This is a genomic window from Intestinimonas massiliensis (ex Afouda et al. 2020) (genome assembly GCF_001244995.1).
Taxonomy (GTDB): Bacteria; Bacillota; Clostridia; order Oscillospirales; family Oscillospiraceae; genus Intestinimonas; species Intestinimonas massiliensis.
In genome coordinates this window covers 508,922-524,340 of sequence record NZ_LN869529.1, presented here as the reverse complement: position 1 = coordinate 524,340, position 15,419 = coordinate 508,922, and the positions used below count along the sequence as shown (strand labels likewise).

17 protein-coding genes are annotated in these 15,419 nt (G+C 45.1%); 5 read left to right on the top strand and 12 right to left on the bottom strand.

Annotated features, from left to right (window positions below; genetic code table 11):
* The first annotated feature begins 111 nt into the window (after positions 1-111).
* Both BN2154_RS06470 and BN2154_RS06465 read left to right on the top strand, forming a co-directional pair.
* Complete coding sequence (locus BN2154_RS06470; RefSeq protein ID WP_003525181.1) at positions 112-522, top strand: helix-turn-helix domain-containing protein; 411 nt, start codon at positions 112-114, stop codon at positions 520-522.
* 100 nt (positions 523-622) lie between these two features.
* The gene (locus BN2154_RS06465) at positions 623-1,156 is read left to right on the top strand and encodes an ImmA/IrrE family metallo-endopeptidase (protein WP_050618046.1); all 534 of its coding nucleotides are present in this window, start codon (positions 623-625) and stop codon (positions 1,154-1,156) included.
* A 41-nt stretch (positions 1,157-1,197) separates the two neighbouring features.
* Here the strand turns inward: BN2154_RS06465 and BN2154_RS15205 are convergent, their stop codons facing one another.
* Positions 1,198-1,434 carry a winged helix-turn-helix transcriptional regulator gene (locus BN2154_RS15205; protein WP_085951113.1) on the bottom strand — a complete coding sequence of 79 codons (237 nt, stop codon included), beginning with the start codon at positions 1,432-1,434 and terminating at the stop codon, positions 1,198-1,200.
* Between the two features lie 664 nt (positions 1,435-2,098).
* Between BN2154_RS15205 and tet(W) the strand changes: the two genes are divergently transcribed.
* From tet(W) to BN2154_RS06455, 3 genes are all read left to right on the top strand, one after another.
* A complete protein-coding gene (gene tet(W) / locus BN2154_RS06460) occupies positions 2,099-4,018 on the top strand; it encodes a tetracycline resistance ribosomal protection protein Tet(W) (RefSeq protein ID WP_050618045.1) in 1,920 nt (639 codons plus the stop codon).
* Positions 4,019-4,099: 81 nt separating this feature from the next.
* On the top strand, positions 4,100-4,564 hold the full coding sequence (locus tag BN2154_RS15195; protein WP_074410843.1) for a helix-turn-helix domain-containing protein: 465 nt from the start codon (positions 4,100-4,102) through the stop codon (positions 4,562-4,564).
* Complete coding sequence (locus BN2154_RS06455) at positions 4,545-4,934, top strand: hypothetical protein (protein WP_050618044.1); 390 nt, start codon at positions 4,545-4,547, stop codon at positions 4,932-4,934. The genes BN2154_RS15195 and BN2154_RS06455 overlap by 20 nt, the downstream gene beginning before the upstream one ends.
* Positions 4,935-4,972: 38 nt before the next feature.
* Here the strand turns inward: BN2154_RS06455 and BN2154_RS06450 are convergent, their stop codons facing one another.
* The 11 genes from BN2154_RS06450 to BN2154_RS06405 form a co-directional block, all read right to left on the bottom strand.
* Positions 4,973-6,682 carry a CHAP domain-containing protein gene (locus BN2154_RS06450; RefSeq protein ID WP_050618043.1) on the bottom strand — a complete coding sequence of 570 codons (1,710 nt, stop codon included), beginning with the start codon at positions 6,680-6,682 and terminating at the stop codon, positions 4,973-4,975.
* A 40-nt stretch (positions 6,683-6,722) separates the two neighbouring features.
* Positions 6,723-7,493, bottom strand: coding sequence for a class B sortase (gene srtB / locus BN2154_RS06445; RefSeq protein ID WP_050618042.1), 771 nt, complete (start codon positions 7,491-7,493; stop codon positions 6,723-6,725).
* Positions 7,494-7,530: 37 nt separating this feature from the next.
* Complete coding sequence (locus tag BN2154_RS06440; RefSeq protein WP_050618041.1) at positions 7,531-9,864, bottom strand: VirB4-like conjugal transfer ATPase, CD1110 family; 2,334 nt, start codon at positions 9,862-9,864, stop codon at positions 7,531-7,533.
* 76 nt (positions 9,865-9,940) lie between these two features.
* A complete protein-coding gene (locus tag BN2154_RS15190; protein WP_003525205.1) occupies positions 9,941-10,597 on the bottom strand; it encodes a hypothetical protein in 657 nt (218 codons plus the stop codon).
* Positions 10,598-10,693: 96 nt separating this feature from the next.
* Positions 10,694-11,053 carry a PrgI family protein gene (locus tag BN2154_RS06435; RefSeq protein ID WP_003525207.1) on the bottom strand — a complete coding sequence of 120 codons (360 nt, stop codon included), beginning with the start codon at positions 11,051-11,053 and terminating at the stop codon, positions 10,694-10,696.
* Positions 11,053-11,238: a hypothetical protein gene (locus BN2154_RS06430; protein ID WP_003525213.1), complete on the bottom strand. Its 186-nt coding sequence runs from the start codon at positions 11,236-11,238 to the stop codon at positions 11,053-11,055. Before BN2154_RS06430 ends, BN2154_RS06435 begins: the two co-directional genes overlap by 1 nt.
* Positions 11,239-11,252: 14 nt before the next feature.
* Entirely contained in the window at positions 11,253-12,089 is an 837-nt protein-coding gene (locus tag BN2154_RS06425) for a VirB6/TrbL-like conjugal transfer protein, CD1112 family (protein WP_003525214.1), read from the bottom strand.
* Positions 12,090-12,162: 73 nt separating this feature from the next.
* Positions 12,163-12,522 (bottom strand): hypothetical protein, encoded by a 360-nt coding sequence (locus BN2154_RS06420; protein WP_003525215.1) that lies wholly within the window; start codon positions 12,520-12,522, stop codon positions 12,163-12,165.
* Positions 12,523-12,536: 14 nt separating this feature from the next.
* The gene (locus BN2154_RS06415) at positions 12,537-14,333 is read right to left on the bottom strand and encodes a VirD4-like conjugal transfer protein, CD1115 family (RefSeq protein WP_050618040.1); all 1,797 of its coding nucleotides are present in this window, start codon (positions 14,331-14,333) and stop codon (positions 12,537-12,539) included.
* Positions 14,320-14,523 carry a hypothetical protein gene (locus BN2154_RS06410; protein ID WP_003525217.1) on the bottom strand — a complete coding sequence of 68 codons (204 nt, stop codon included), beginning with the start codon at positions 14,521-14,523 and terminating at the stop codon, positions 14,320-14,322. The genes BN2154_RS06415 and BN2154_RS06410 overlap by 14 nt, the downstream gene beginning before the upstream one ends.
* A 9-nt stretch (positions 14,524-14,532) precedes the next feature.
* Entirely contained in the window at positions 14,533-15,417 is an 885-nt protein-coding gene (locus BN2154_RS06405) for a hypothetical protein (RefSeq protein WP_050618039.1), read from the bottom strand.
* Positions 15,418-15,419 lie beyond the last annotated feature (2 nt).

Genomic DNA, 15,419 nt, shown 5'->3' with positions numbered 1-15,419 from the left:
ACACTATGTGTAGTTCAACTTCCCAATTCATATTATATACACTTCAACTGTACTTGTCAAGAGCAAATGGGTAGTTCAACTGTAAATATTCTTTTAAGGAGTGAAATCACAATGACATTCGGTGAAAAAGTCAAGGCTGAAAGAACAAAGCTTGGTATGAGTCAAGATGAGTTGGCAGCTAAAATCGGCGTAACCCGACGCATAATTGGTTCTTATGAAAATGATAAATCCCGTCCGAGAGGAATGGAAAGATATAAGAAGCTGGCAGAATCCTTAAATGTAAATGTGAATTATCTGCTGTCTGAGGACGACGCTTTCATCGCCGATGTAGAGGATAAGTACGGACGCAGAGGAGCAAGACAGGCTCAGGAGTTGCTTGCAGAAGTTACCGGTCTGTTTGCCGGCGGCGAAATGGCTGACGAGGATATGCGTGAAATGGTTGACGCCATTCAGGAAGCCTATCTTATTGCAAAGAAAAACAATAAAAAATACACCCCGAAGAAATACCGCAAAGACGAGTAATCCTCGAAGTGAACTAAGTCCAATATATGGGACATATAATAGTTTATAATTTATTATAGGGTTAATATCCGATATACTATAATATGGGAGGTGAGCCGGATTGGGGTATTACACTACGGCTGAGATTGTGAAAATCGTAAACAAGCTCATTGACCGCTGCGGTACTCGTGACCCATACAAGGTCGCAAAAGAGCTTGGTATCAATATAATCTACCGAAATTTTGACAAGCAGCGTGGAGCATATAAAGTTATTCTGAAGAACCGCTTTGTTTTTCTTAAAAACGGTATGCACCCGGTCGTGGAGCAGTTAGTGCTATGGCACGAAATCGGACACGATGTTCTCCACAGGCAAGAAGCGGTTGCTGTCGGCGGGTTCAAAGAGTTCAACATCTTTGATATGAGAGAGAACCGTATGGAGTATGAAGCAAATATCTTCGCTTCTCAGGCTTCGCTCCCGGACGACACCATTTTGGAATACATTGAAAACGGCTATGACATTCAGCAGATTGCACGGGCAATGTGTTCTGACATAAACCTGATTGCTCTGAAAGTGGATACGCTGATTGCACAGGGCTATCAACTTCGCAAACAGGAACACCAAAACGATTTTCTTAAATACAATCACAAAATGTAAGACCGTCAAGTCTCGAATGTTGAGATTTGACGGTCTTTTCGTTATTTATTACATTTTTCTTTATAATCTTCGCCCCAACTCCACATAGCGTCGAGAATAGGTTTCAAGCTTTGTCCCAATTCTGTCAGAGAGTATTCTACTCTCGGCGGAACTTCAGCATACACTTTTCGATTAACGAGTCCGTTTTCTTCCATATCACGAAGCTGAGCAGTCAAAACCTTTTGAGAAACGCTGCCGATTGATTTTTTTAATTCACCGAAACGCTTTGTACCCGGCAGTAATGCTCATGTACGGTAAAGAAGCAAGCAACCGAAAACAATAGATAGACCGCCAGCACTACACTATTCCGAACCAAAGACCAAAAGATAAGCATTTTGAGAAAATCTAAACTTTTGGATTTTCCTACAATGCCGACTACGGCGGAATCCCTCCCACTCCTTATATATTTCTTTCTGTATACATTGAATTTGTATTTAGTAAAATGCAGACAACACCACGGATCGGCTTTTGGCTGGACAATTCCAACCAAACACCGCAGCAGACAGTAGAAACCATTCTGAACGTTAGGAAGCCGGTATGATTGTTACATATAAGGGGAAGAAAAATTTCTTTTAGATACTTGTTTTCCTAAAACTGATGTGATATAATAATTCTATTCCAGAAAAGGAGTAAAAAATATGCGGCAAGGTATTCTTAAATAAAACTATAATCAAATAGTGGGAACAAAGGATTATGATAGTCCCTTTTGTAGGGGCTTAGTTTTTTGTACCCAATTTAAGAATACTTTTGCCTTATCAATTTTGACATATCCCCAAAAACAGCACTCACAAACAGGTGTATGCTGTATATGTGTATGTCCGCAACTTATAATCCCCAGTGGTAAAAGTATTTTACTGCTGGGGATTTTTATGCCCTTTGGGGCTGTAAAGGGAGGACAATCACATGAAAATAATCAATATTGGAATTCTTGCCCATGTAGACGCTGGAAAGACGACCTTGACGGAGAGCCTGCTATATGCCAGCGGAGCCATTTCAGAACCGGGGAGCGTCGAAAAAGGGACAACGAGGACGGACACCATGTTTTTGGAGCGGCAGCGTGGGATTACCATTCAAGCGGCAGTCACTTCCTTCCAGTGGCACAGATGTAAAGTTAACATTGTGGATACGCCCGGCCACATGGATTTTTTGGCGGAGGTGTACCGCTCTTTGGCTGTTTTAGATGGGGCCATCTTGGTGATCTCCGCTAAAGATGGCGTGCAGGCCCAGACCCGTATTCTGTTCCATGCCCTGCGGAAAATGAACATTCCCACCGTTATCTTTATCAACAAGATCGACCAGGCTGGCGTTGATTTGCAGAGCGTGGTTCAGTCTGTTCGGGATAAGCTCTCCGCCGATATTATCATCAAGCAGACGGTGTCGCTGTCCCCGGAAATAGTCCTGGAGGAAAATACCGACATAGAAGCATGGGATGCGGTCATCGAAAATAACGATGAATTATTGGAAAAGTATATCGCAGGAGAACCAATCAGCCGGGAAAAACTTGCGCGGGAGGAACAGCAGCGGGTTCAAGACGCCTCCCTGTTCCCGGTCTATTATGGCAGCGCCAAAAATGGCCTTGGCATTCAACCGTTGATGGATGCGGTGACAGGGCTGTTCCAACCGATTGGGGAACAGGGGGGCGCCGCCCTATGCGGCAGCGTTTTCAAGGTTGAGTACACCGATTGCGGCCAGCGGCGTGTCTATCTACGGTTATACAGCGGAACGCTGCGCCTGCGGGATACGGTGGCCCTGGCCGGGAGAGAAAAGCTGAAAATCACAGAGATGCGTATTCCATCCAAAGGGGAAATTGTTCGGACAGACACCGCTTATCAGGGTGAAATTGTTATCCTTCCCAGCGACAGCGTGAGGTTAAACGATGTATTAGGGGACCAAACCCGGCTCCCTCGTAAAAGGTGGCGCGAGGACCCCCTCCCCATGCTGCGGACGACGATTGCGCCGAAAACGGCAGCGCAAAGAGAACGGCTGCTGGACGCTCTTACGCAACTTGCGGATACTGACCCGCTTTTGCGTTGCGAAGTGGATTCCATCACCCATGAGATCATTCTTTCTTTTTTGGGCCGGGTGCAGTTGGAGGTTGTTTCCGCTTTGCTGTCGGAAAAATACAAGCTTGAAACAGTGGTAAAGGAACCCACCGTCATTTATATGGAGCGGCCGCTCAAAGCAGCCAGCCACACCATCCATATCGAGGTGCCGCCCAACCCGTTTTGGGCATCCATCGGACTGTCTGTTACACCACTCCCGCTTGGCTCCGGTGTACAATACGAGAGCCGGGTTTCGCTGGGATACTTGAACCAGAGTTTTCAAAACGCTGTCAGGGATGGTATCCGTTACGGGCTGGAGCAGGGCTTGTTCGGCTGGAACGTAACGGACTGTAAGATTTGCTTTGAATACGGGCTTTATTACAGTCCGGTCAGCACGCCGGCGGACTTCCGCTCATTGGCCCCGATTGTATTGGAACAGGCATTGAAGGAATCAGGGACGCAACTGCTGGAACCTTATCTCTCCTTCACCCTCTATGCGCCCCGGGAATATCTTTCCAGGGCTTATCATGATGCACCGAAATACTGTGCCACCATCGAAACGGTCCAGGTAAAAAAGGATGAAGTTGTCTTTACTGGCGAGATTCCCGCCCGCTGTATACAGGCATACCGTACTGATCTGGCCTTTTACACCAACGGGCAGAGCGTATGCCTTACAGAACTGAAAGGGTATCAGGCCGCTGTCGGCAAGCCAGTCATCCAGCCCCGCCGTCCAAACAGCCGCCTGGACAAGGTGCGCTATATGTTTCAGAAGATAATGTAACGTCTTGCGCAATGCAAGCGTTCATTGCTGGCTATTGCGAAATATCATTGATAAAATCAGTATCAGAGAGGAGAAACTATTTTGAACCAGGAACAGACGAATATTACAACAGGAAAGCAAATACGTCATCTGCGAACACAATTGGGAATGACACAGGAAGAACTAGCCGGGGAATTGAATGTTACCCGGCAGGCACTATCGAATTGGGAGAGAGATGTTAATGAACCCGATTTAAATATGTTGAAAAAAATTTGCTTTCTTTTTGGAGTCAACATGGACGATTTTGCGAAGGAGGTAATAACAAAGATGGAAACATATGAAAAAAAGGAGAAACGACAATTTAATAAGTACGATATGGCAATTGGACTTTTTTATGGTGTTGGTATATTTCTTGGCATTGGTATTTTCTTTGTTGGCGGTTTTATGACAATGTCAGGTGCAGGGTGGGGAGCATCACTATTTGGCGGTGGCTGTTTTTCTCTTGTATTTGGCTTGATATGCCATGCAGTTATTACATTGAGAAGAAATGAAAAACGAGAATTATGACGATAACGAAAACTCGATGACAGCGGAAGAATTTCTTGATTTTATGCGGAAGAACAGAAGGACTGTCCCCAATGAAAAGCGTATAGCTAATAAAGATAAATTTATATGGGCAGTCAGTGAGTTATCGGAAACCTATGAAATTGACGCAGATTTGATAGAGGACGATGACGGATATACCGCATCTCTCTATATGAACTATGCTTCATATAACGGATATATAAAGAAACTGCTTGGACTTATTTTTATCTTGTCCGATGACTTTTCTGTGTTCGAAGCGAAAGATAATAGAGACAGCGATTTGTTGATGTGTTTTACTTATCACACGCACAATGTCTATCTGAAAGATAGAGAAATAACAGATTTTGAATAATGTACTTGATGGCTACTCGAACGAGCAGCCATCTTTTTTTAATATGCCGGAATACCGTATCCGTAGATAACAGAACTTCCAACCAGGTATGTTTTGGTTCTGCAAGTATCGCCTGAGTTGCCCTCAACGGTATAGACTGTACCGTTCTCGCATTTCTGAACAATACCGGTGTGGTCTGTTACACCGTCGCCCTCCCAATCAAAGAAGATGATTGTACCAGGCGAAGGCTCATACGAACCGTCTGCCCATTGTCCTCGGTCTCTGAACCATTGTACGCCGTTTACACAACCGGCATACTTCGGGATAATACCGGCGTCGATATATCCGCACTCGTTGGCACACCAAGAAACGAAGCAGGCACACCATTCTACACGGGAGTCAAATCCGTACCAAGACCAGTAAGGCTGACCGCCTACATTACCTACCTGAGACAAGGCAACCGTTACGATTTGGTCGTCGCTGTATCCGATACCGTAAAGCACCTGTGACCATAGCTGATTGTTTTCGTCCTGCAATAGCTCGGCAAGATAATCTTTCTGCTCTTGATTAAAGCCATACATAGCCGCCATTTCATCAACAGTCTTGTGCGTTACCGTGATATACAGAAATGTTTCGGTTACTGTGGTTTCGGTCTGTACGATATTGCCGTGTCCGTCGTCGCTTTCTTCGATTTCGGTATGGGTTTTCGTTTCCGTTCGGGAAGAAATGTCGTTCATTTCCCAAAAAATATCCGACAGTAGCTGCTTCTTGGTTTCATCAACCGTAGCAACTTCCATCGGATTGTCGGGGTCGGTATTCACTTTAACAGAATAGACCGCAAGAACCTCTTTCCACACAGCTCGGCTGCCGCTCATTTCAAGGACATCATAGCTTACGGAGTTCTTTTCCTGCTCCAACCGGTCATCATATTCCTGATTGATTTCCTGAACGACTGTCTGCATTGACATTCCCGTGCCGGAATCCTCTCCTGAAAAGAAGATACCAAACACTGAACCCGCAATCAGAGCAACAAGGCATAGAACAATAATAACAACCACCGCAACCCAACCGCCGGCAGCGATAGCGGCAATAATACCTTTTACCGCCGCTATGATTGCTTTGACTGCGGCAACGGTGGCTTTGGCTGCGGCTTTAATCGTAGCGGCTGTTGCTTTGGCGGTGGCTTTTGCCGCCTGTGCCGCTTTCTGCGAAGCCTTAACTGTCGCCTGAGCTGTTTTCTGTGCCGCTTTTGCCGCTTGCTGACTGGTTTTTATCGCTGTCTTTGCAGTCTGTTCAGCCGTCTTAACTGATTTCTGTGCAGTTTTCGTTGCTTCTTTCCCGGCAAACTTAATGGTTTTCTTTCCGGAGGAAGTAGCCGACTGCTTAATGGTCTTTTCAGCCTTATCGACAGTCTTAATTGCAGAGCTTGTATTCTGCGAAGCCTGTTTTCTCAACAACTGCTCGGCTCGCTGTTGCTTAAAACGCTGAATACCGTCTTTTGCAGTGCGGATATTCTCTTTTGTGGTTTCAAGTCCTTTTCGTCCCGCTTTGTCAAACGCATAAGCACCATCGTGAACCACCTCGTCAATGCCGCTTTCCAGTTTATCGGAAGCATATTCCTCGGCAGAGCTGCTGTTGGCATTTACCGACCGCTCCGCCTTTTCTTTTGTTGCGATATACGCCTGCTTCATTCGTTGGGTTGCAACGGCAGCCTTATCTATGGTTCGTATCGTACCTTTTGCATTGTCTTTCGTTTTAATATCAGCCATACAATCCCTCCTTCCTATGCAGGCTGAACCACCTGTTGCGTTATTCGTTAATGAGCTTTGCCACTACAACAAGTCTGCCGTTTGTCCGGGAATACTCACAGGTGGAAAGGGTCAGGAGCTTGTCGCCGTATTTAGCGGTTACACCCGTATCGTAAAGTGACAGTTCCTTGCACTTCTCAACATAGGCTGTGAAATCCTCATCGGTCTCCGCATTGATAAAATGATAGTATTTGAAGCTGTCGGGGCTGTCCGTATATACTACGGTTTTGAACACGGCAATCACTTCGTAGGTCTGTCTGTCAGTCAACGTATCAAAGGACACCGTTTTGTGCTTTTCCCAAAAGTTCTTGTCCTTGAATTTCATAAGACCGGCGAACATCGAGCCATCGTTCATATGATGACCGTAGATAATGATATTGTCGCTTGGCAGCTCCATATCGCAGTTTTCCTGAACATAGGGACAGCCGTAGTCGGTGTACGCTTTATCAAAGCCGTGCTTCAGATAGAAGTTCGGGTTGTCCTTTGACTGCATAACGGGATAATTGATTTTTGTGTCCTCAATCTTTATCCAGCCGACCATATCGTTGTTTTGTAAATAAAGCTCCTGATACTCTGGGATAAAGGTCTTTTCTTTGGAGTAGTTCATCGGCTCTTGGGTATCTTCAGGCTCGGTCTCCACAACCTCAATCAGATTGTCGTACATTTCCGCCTGCTTTGCAGAGTCATAATAGTGCTTGATGAGAAAACCTGAACTGACGGCAAATACAATGCTGAAAGCACAGATTATGGCAATATAGATTTTGTTTTTCATAGGTGTTTCCTTTCTCATTTACAGAATAGGGCAAGGGTTATGCACCCTCGCCCGGTTTGGTTGTCATCAGCTTATACAGCTTCGTATTCTTCGGGAACTTATTTGCAAACGGTACAAGCGAACTGCCGACCTTAATCAGTCCGTGTCCTGCGTCAACATTCGTGATATACGAAAGCTGAAGGTCAGAAATGTTAAGGAGCTTTGCAAGCTCAATTCTGTCGGTTGACGCCTGATTGAGCATAATCAAAAACTCGCTGTTTGCAAGCATAGTTCTCGCCGTATGGCTCTGCAAAAGGTCGTCCACATTCTGCGTAATGCCAGTAGCATAAGCACCGTACTTTCTTACACGCTTCCAAAGAGTAAACAGGAAGTTTGCGGAGTATTCGTGCTGGAAAAGGAGATAGATTTCATCAATAAAGATGAATGTCTGCTTACCTTTAGCACGGTTCTGTGTAATACGGTTCAGAATAGAGTCGAGGACGACAAGCATACCGATAGGCATAAGCTGTTTGCCGAGGTCAAGAATGTCATAGCAGATAAGGCGGTTATCTGTATCCACATTGGTCGGCTTTGCAAAGGTATTCAAAGAACCGTGAGTAAACAACTCAATAGCAAGGGCGATTTCCTTTGCTTCCGGCTCGTCCTGTTTCAAAAGCTCCGCACGAAAATCCTGCAAGGTAGGAACAGTACCGGTATATCCTCTCTGCTGATAGTCTCTGTAAACGCTCGCCGTACAACGGTCGATGATAGATTTCTGCTTTGCTCCGAGGTTTGTGCCGCCGATAAGCTGTTCGCAGAGGGACATTATAAACTCGGATTTCAAAATAACCGGGTTTGCACCGTCGCCGTATTCTTTGTTCATATCCATTGCATTGATATGACTCGGAGAAGTTGCGGAAATATTGATGATTTCACCACCGAGAGCCTTTACAAGTTGCGAATACTCTCGCTCAGGGTCGATGATAATAACATCTGCGTTGGAGGAAAGAATGATGTTTTCAATCTCTCCCTTAGCCGCAAAGGATTTACCGCCGCCGGATACACCGAGGATAAAAGAGTTACCGTTGAGTAGCTGTCTGCGGTCGGCGATAATCATATTTTTGCTGATGACATTCTGACCGTAGTAAATGCCGTTTTCGTGGTAAATATCCTGAACCCTGAACGGGATAAATACTGCAAGGCTTTCTGTGGTAAGGGTTCTGAATGCGTCAATCTTGCGAGTTCCGAACGGCATAGCCGTATTCAGTCCGTCCATCTGCTGATATTTGAGAACGGCAAACTGGCACAAATGCTTTCTTGCAGTCGTAAGCAGAGCTTCGGTGTCGTTATCAAGCTGTTCTTTGGAGTCCGCAGTATGAACCATAGTGAGTACAGCGAACATCATTCGCTGATCACGAGTGGTGAGGTCATCAAGGAACTCTTTCATTTCCTTTTTCTGCTGTTCCATATCATAAGGAACGGTGGCGGAAAAGTTGTTGTTCTGATTCTGTTTTCTCTGCCAGTTGGTAATGTTCGTCTCAACACCGAGCAGTCTGCTCTCTGCTTCTCGCACGGCTTCATCGGTCGGAACGGGTACAATGTCAATGGACATCATAAGGTTGCGGTTCAGGTCGGTAAGCTCGGCTACCATACTGTCCTTGATATAGGAAGCGTACTCACGAAGAAAAAGGACTCTCCCGTAACGGTTTCCCATTTTGAAGTAGTCCTTTTCAAATTCCATTGTATCCGGGCAAACATAATCTTTGAAATCGTGTCCCTTTTTTCTCGTTTCCTTAATATTGAAGTGGTAGGCGGTTTCCTCACCGACACGGAAGAAATCGTGGACAATTCTCAGTCTCTCATCGGTTTCAAGCTCCACACATTTGCTTCCGAGTCTTGCAAAGTGGGCAATAAGGTCAGCGCCGACACGGGCAAAATAGGTTCTTGCGTCCTCTACGCTCTTTTTGTTGATAGAGATAGTAACATACTTATCCTGAACGATTGCATTTGCACCGGTTGCCTTGTCGAGAAGCATTTTGTTATATTCCTCTCGGTAAACATCAAGCTCATCGCCGGTTTCGGGGATAAGAATGGTTTTCTCAAAGTCAAGACGGTTAAGCCGTCTGTTGTTGATAGTCAGCTTTGTAGTAGCTCCGCTGTCAAGAGAGTTGAGAAGCTCGGAATATTCAAGGAACATCGCTTCCTTATCCTCACGGCTTGCTACGGCAAAGTTAATATCCGTGAACTTAAAGCTCTTGGAATACTTGTCCTTGCCTACACGGAAAATGCCGTCGTCATAAATTGCGGTAATGGGAATACAATCCTGTACGCCCTTTGGTACTACAAACTTTTCTTTGTCCTGCTTTAACAGGTTCGTAAGGGTTTTAATCATTGTTCTTGTATGCCTCCTTTTGCATAAAAAAATCGCCACTTAATTAAGTGACGATAAAAATTAGTGTTGTTAAGTTTTAATCCCAGTGCTTTCTTGAGTTATAAACATTGTTTACAGCTTCAATATAACAAATAAACGAAGAATGGTTATAGTCATTTGAGGTCAAATACTTGTTTTTTATTCTTTTGTACTGTTCTCTGACTAATGCCCATTTGCCTTTGCTTTTAATATAATCAGCCTTTTCTTTGAGTCGCCTTGAATTAGGTGCTTGATTCCAAAAATACTTATCATAATAAGAAAAGCCTGTTTTTTCGTGAATTAAGCGGTGATAATTGCCGTCAACATCCTCACAGACAATACAGACATCTATTGAAAAATCTGTATCATTGCCCTGAGTGAAACAGCGCTTCTCCGTAGTTAGTGATGATGTTGAATCTTCACAGTCATTCCATCCGTGTTTCCGAAGAACCGTATTAAAAGCCTTTCTGACACACTCCTTGATGTTTCTACAATCCTCCCAGTCATCTATTCTCGTGATTTCAAGGTTATAGTCCAAGTCAATAGGTCTGTTGGCATTTTGCATTATTAGATTTTTTGCACCGCTCCCCACAAGGTAGAATGAAGCACCAATGTCATATTCTTCTTTCAATGTGTGACAAAGGTCTTGCATTATATCTCCACAAAGAGAACGCATACGGCTCAGAAATTGTTTGTCATTTACATACTCGTACATAGTAAAACTCCTTTCTTCCCAAGCCGTCCATTCAGCTAATGCTAAATCATATTATTATAATTAAACAATGCTTACTTGTCAATCCCGAAAAACTGTTCAATTTTCCTTTTTGATTTTTTGTTTTTGTTCGATTGTCGATTTCATCAATTCGTAATAGGTGTTGGTGGAATGAAAAACCAGCTTTTTCGGCATAAGGAACTCGGACTTAATCCACGCCCATATAAATTTCTCAGCTGTCATTCCGTTGTATTTCACAAAGCCTAGAGCCGCAAAAGGGGCAGCTCCCAAAATGCACACCCACGATACGGTTTCTGTTCCAAGGTACGGTTTTAAGAGAAAGTAAAGTCCTACCGCTACCGCACAGGCGAGAACAGAAAAAATGAACTGTCTGAGCGACAGTCCAAAAAACATTGACTCTGTATAGTTTCGTATCTCTCGGTTAATTTTGACTTCCATCAAAAGCTCCTTTCTCTGCGATATGCCTGTTTTGCGTGACGGATTTCATCAGAGCAGACGCAGGCGTCCGCAAGGCAAATTACATTGCCGTTTTTCTTTCCTCCGTAGTACACACAATATTTGCAGTCGCAGTCGGCAGGCGTATAGCCCTGCCATCTATCGTTATTTTTCTTGTTTTTCTTCATCAGAGAACCTCCCGTTATAAGCCCATCATTTCACGGATAATTCGGTCGCTCATCTTTACTGCACCGACAAGCACAAGCATATTGAATACCAGTTCGCCGATATATGCCCATACCTGAGTAACGGCTGCTGCGTCAGGGTTTACTACCGGCGGCGTAGAAGCAAATAGGGAGAAGATGATACAAGCAAGTACAATTACTGCTCCCTCAAGCAAAACGGCACAATAGCTCTTTATAAAGCTCTTACCCACATTCTGCGACGGCTCTCCGGCAAAAGTGGAAAGCGGTATCGGAGCGAGAGCCGTGTACATATACAGCTTGAAAAATCGTCCGTACACCGTCATTATCATAATGAACGACAAGACCGTGATAAACAGTCCGCCGATAAGAGTAACCGCCCACAATGGGATACTCTCAAAAAATCCGCAGCTTTCAATGGTTGTTACCATTTCAGCAGGCAAGGTTGTTTGATTGGGCGTACCGAATCCCGCAGATGTCATTATGGTTGAAATCGTACCTTGTACGATGTCGAACAGGGCAAGCATAAGCTCCAGCCCGTAGGTAATCACACCTTTGGCAATGGCAAATCGAATGAACAGCTTTAATGCGTGTTCCGGTTTCTTTACATCGGTAAAACTGCCGCAGGTGCGAACCACACCGACAACAAAAAACAGAACAAGCAGGGCAAGACCGATAGCCTGAACTGCACCGTTGATATTCACCATTACCGACCAAATACTGCCGCCTTTGAACTGCTGCGGTGAAGTGGTTAGTAACTGCCATATTTCCGATAGCTTGCTGTTCCAAGTTTCAAGGGCATTTTCGAGGTTCTGAACCACCCAGTTATCACTCATCTGTTTGCACCTCCTTTAAGATTAGGGGCATACCTGAAACGCCAGGTATGCCCCGTTTGATAACTGTGTTCTTTTAGCCGGTAATAAGGGTCAGGATTTCCTTGGCAAAGGTGATGATGATACCTCCCGCAAGGGTCAGGAAGCCGTTGGCTCTCTGAGACGGGTCGTGAGACTTCAAAGAGAGACCGACCTGAACGATACCGAAGCCAAGCAGGATAAGACCGATGGCACGGATAAGTCCGAAGATGAAATCGGACAGATTGTTGACTACGGTAATCGGGTCGCTTGCGGCAAAAGCGGTAACGCTCATGCCGCAGACAAGAGTTGCTGCTGCGATTACGGCGCAGTAAGCACGGAAGCCTTTCTTAACCTTTCCGGTCATAGGCAGCTTCTGAGTAGTTTTCTTTTCGTTGTTCTTCTTAAAAATAGTCATTGTGTTTTCCTCCGTTAAAATAAGTTTTTATTTACTTCAAAATCCTCATCGGACAGAAGCTCGTAATTGGTTTCTCCGTAGCTTTCCTCCGGAAGTTCTTCCGGGTCAATAGAAAGAACGGAAATTGATGAGTGTTTGATGGTAACTTCGCCGTGCTTATAGGCAGAAGCCTTTCCATCGGTTGTAAGTGCCACATTCGGGTGCTTCAAGATGTCATACTTGAAATCCATAACGGGGCGTTCTCCACGAATAAACAGAATTGCATATTGGTTATCAAGCATACGAACTTCATCGGGGGTAAGAAGCTCTCGACCGCTAATCTGATAATTGGTGGAGTAGTTACCGCTTCGCCCGGTACTTTTTCCGAAAGTGTTGGTATCAATGGTTTCCTTGCCGAGAAGCTCGGACACATATTTGTGAGTGCTTTGCTCGTTACCGCCGAGATATAAAAACTCGTCGCAGTTGCCGACAATACTTTCCCATTGCTTTTCAAACAAGGCTTTTAACTGAGCCAAGTTCTGCAAGATAATACTTACCGACACTCCACGGGAACGCATAACCGACAGTATCTTGTCAAAGTCATCGGGCAGGCTCACATTTGCAAACTCGTCCATCAGGAAATGGACGGGAACGGGAAGCGAGCCACCGTGAATATGGTCGGCAGCATAAAACAACTGCTGAAAAAGCTGTGTGTAAAGGATAGATACCAAGAAGTTAAAGCTGGAATCGTTATCCGGTATCAAAGCGAACAGAGCGACCTTTTTCTCTCCGAGTGATGGGAGGTCAAGCTCGTCTGTGGTGGTTAAAGAAGCAAGACTTTCAAGGTTGAACTTTTCCAGTCTTGCCGCAAGGGTTATCTGTATGGACTTTAAGGTTTTCGCCGCACCCGAATGATAGGAACGGTAATACTTCAAAGCGATGTGGTCGGGATTTGACATTTCCAGTTCCGCAAACAGTTCATCAAGAGGAGAAGGTCTTGTGTCCTCCTCGTCCTCAATCGAACCGGCTCTGAGCATTTCCATTACCATTGCAAAGTTCTGTTCATCTTCGGGTGCTTCGTAATGAAGATAAAATACAAGTGCAAGCAGAAGCATTGAAGCCGAGGTGTCCCAAAAAGGGTCTTGTGCCTGACTGCCTTTCGGAGTGGTACTCTTAAAAAGGTTCGTCACGAGCTTTTGCACATCGTTGTCATTCTGCAAATAGACAAACGGGTTATAGCAATGGCTTTTCTCCATTGAAATCAAATCGAGAACACGAACTTCATAGCCTTTGCTTTCAAGCAGCTTTCCGGTGTCTCTGAGTATTTCGCCCTTTGGGTCAAGAATGACAAATGATGTGTTGCACTGCATAAGATTCGGCTTGCAGTAAAACCTTGTCTTACCGGCTCCCGAACCGCCGCACACAAGAGTGTTTAAGTTTCTTCGGTGCTTCTTCGCATTGAGTCCGATACAGACATTTTGCGTCATCAGCTTATTCTCTGAAGCCGGAGACTGTCTGTATTTTTTATTTACGGCTCTTGCGTTGCCCCATTTCGCAGAGCCGTGTTCTTCACGCCTTCGATAATTCTTCTGTGTCGAGAAGTAAATCCCGATACCCATTGCATAGCAGAGAAGCAAAACGAGGACAGTTTTTAGGCTGTCCTCGCATAGCTCAATATGAAATGGGTTGTTGAACGCTGTTAATAGGCTTGGCAGTATTTCCGGCAATCCTCCTTTTACAGAAGGTGCAATCAGAAGTGCCAGCCATACGACCGGGATAATACCGATGACGGAAAGAATAATAGCAGACTGCCTTTCGTTATCTCGATTCACAGGAGCGTTCCTTTTCGATAACTCTGAACTTTTTCTTTGGGGCAGTTCCGACCTTGATGATAAGGTCGTCCACCGCATCGGTAGATTTCCCTTCGTTCATCAAATCTGTTTTCTCATCGTTGAGAGAACGGATTATAATGCCGTGTTCATAATCGTCCAATGCGATATGATACATTTCTTCCTTCGCCATAGTCTCACCTTATCTTTCGTAGTCTTTGCTTCGTTCCTGCTTTTTCTTGTAAAGCTCATCGGAAACACGGGAGTGAATATCCGCCATCGCATTTCTCGTTTTGGAAAGCTCATAGCGAATGTCCTTCGGCTCTTTGCCGGCAAGCTTCTCAGGAATACGGTTGATAGCAAAATTCTGTGTATCGACGCCGTACTTCTTGCAAAGCATATAACCGATACATACCGCTTGAAAGCCCATATCCGCTCTGCTGTAACTGTCGCTGTTGATGGAGAGCTGTGCGTGGCCAAGTTCCTGTGCTACGCACTGAGCGACCGCAACGCTGTCTCCCACATCACGCTTCACATACAAGGTCTGCTCCTCGTTGTTGTAAAACGCCGCCATATTGGGATACGGAAGTTCATTTGTGGCTTCCACTTCAACCGGGGAAGAATCCAGCATAACGGTAATGAGAGCTTTCGGGTCACGGTTTACAGTAGGTGCAGGCGGTCTCTTGCCATTGGTCTGCGAAACATCAAAGACCTTTTTCACATTGTAGGAAATGCCGGTCGTACCGTCTCTCTTGGCATACTCGACAGGTTCAAGAATGGAAATGCTTTTCGCACCTTTCTGAATTTTCACATTGTCTTTGCTCCAGTCGTCAAAGTTTTTGAGCTGGCTTGCTTCGGGAAGCTGCTTGAAAATCAGAAGTGCGTTGACCGCAGAATATCGGTCAAGACGGCTCTGCGTATCAAGGAACGCTTTGAACTTCTCCGGGTCGGAAACGATAGCCTTTGCGGTTTCGTCCGCCATCTGATATACGGCTTCCTTTTCTGCCTTCATCTTATCGGCGTATTCCTCTTTGGAAAGTCTGTTTCTCTGCTGTCCTGCCTTAGCAGGGGTAAAATTGTTTGTCATTG

Excerpts from the sequence above, each read along its gene's own strand:
- BN2154_RS06470 (WP_003525181.1), top strand. The coding sequence starts at position 112 with ATGACATTCGGTGAAAAAGTCAAGGCTGAAAGAACAAAGCTTGGTATG.
- BN2154_RS06455 (WP_050618044.1), top strand. The coding sequence starts at position 4,545 with ATGAAAAACGAGAATTATGACGATAACGAAAACTCGATGACAGCGGAA.
- BN2154_RS06450 (WP_050618043.1), bottom strand. The coding sequence starts at position 6,682 with ATGGCTGATATTAAAACGAAAGACAATGCAAAAGGTACGATACGAACC.
- srtB (WP_050618042.1), bottom strand. The coding sequence starts at position 7,493 with ATGAAAAACAAAATCTATATTGCCATAATCTGTGCTTTCAGCATTGTA.
- BN2154_RS06440 (WP_050618041.1), bottom strand. The coding sequence starts at position 9,864 with ATGATTAAAACCCTTACGAACCTGTTAAAGCAGGACAAAGAAAAGTTT.
- BN2154_RS15190 (WP_003525205.1), bottom strand. The coding sequence starts at position 10,597 with ATGTACGAGTATGTAAATGACAAACAATTTCTGAGCCGTATGCGTTCT.
- BN2154_RS06435 (WP_003525207.1), bottom strand. The coding sequence starts at position 11,053 with ATGGAAGTCAAAATTAACCGAGAGATACGAAACTATACAGAGTCAATG.
- BN2154_RS06430 (WP_003525213.1), bottom strand. The coding sequence starts at position 11,238 with ATGAAGAAAAACAAGAAAAATAACGATAGATGGCAGGGCTATACGCCT.
- BN2154_RS06425 (WP_003525214.1), bottom strand. The coding sequence starts at position 12,089 with ATGAGTGATAACTGGGTGGTTCAGAACCTCGAAAATGCCCTTGAAACT.
- BN2154_RS06420 (WP_003525215.1), bottom strand. The coding sequence starts at position 12,522 with ATGACTATTTTTAAGAAGAACAACGAAAAGAAAACTACTCAGAAGCTG.
- BN2154_RS06410 (WP_003525217.1), bottom strand. The coding sequence starts at position 14,523 with ATGGCGAAGGAAGAAATGTATCATATCGCATTGGACGATTATGAACAC.
- BN2154_RS06405 (WP_050618039.1), bottom strand. The coding sequence starts at position 15,417 with ATGACAAACAATTTTACCCCTGCTAAGGCAGGACAGCAGAGAAACAGA.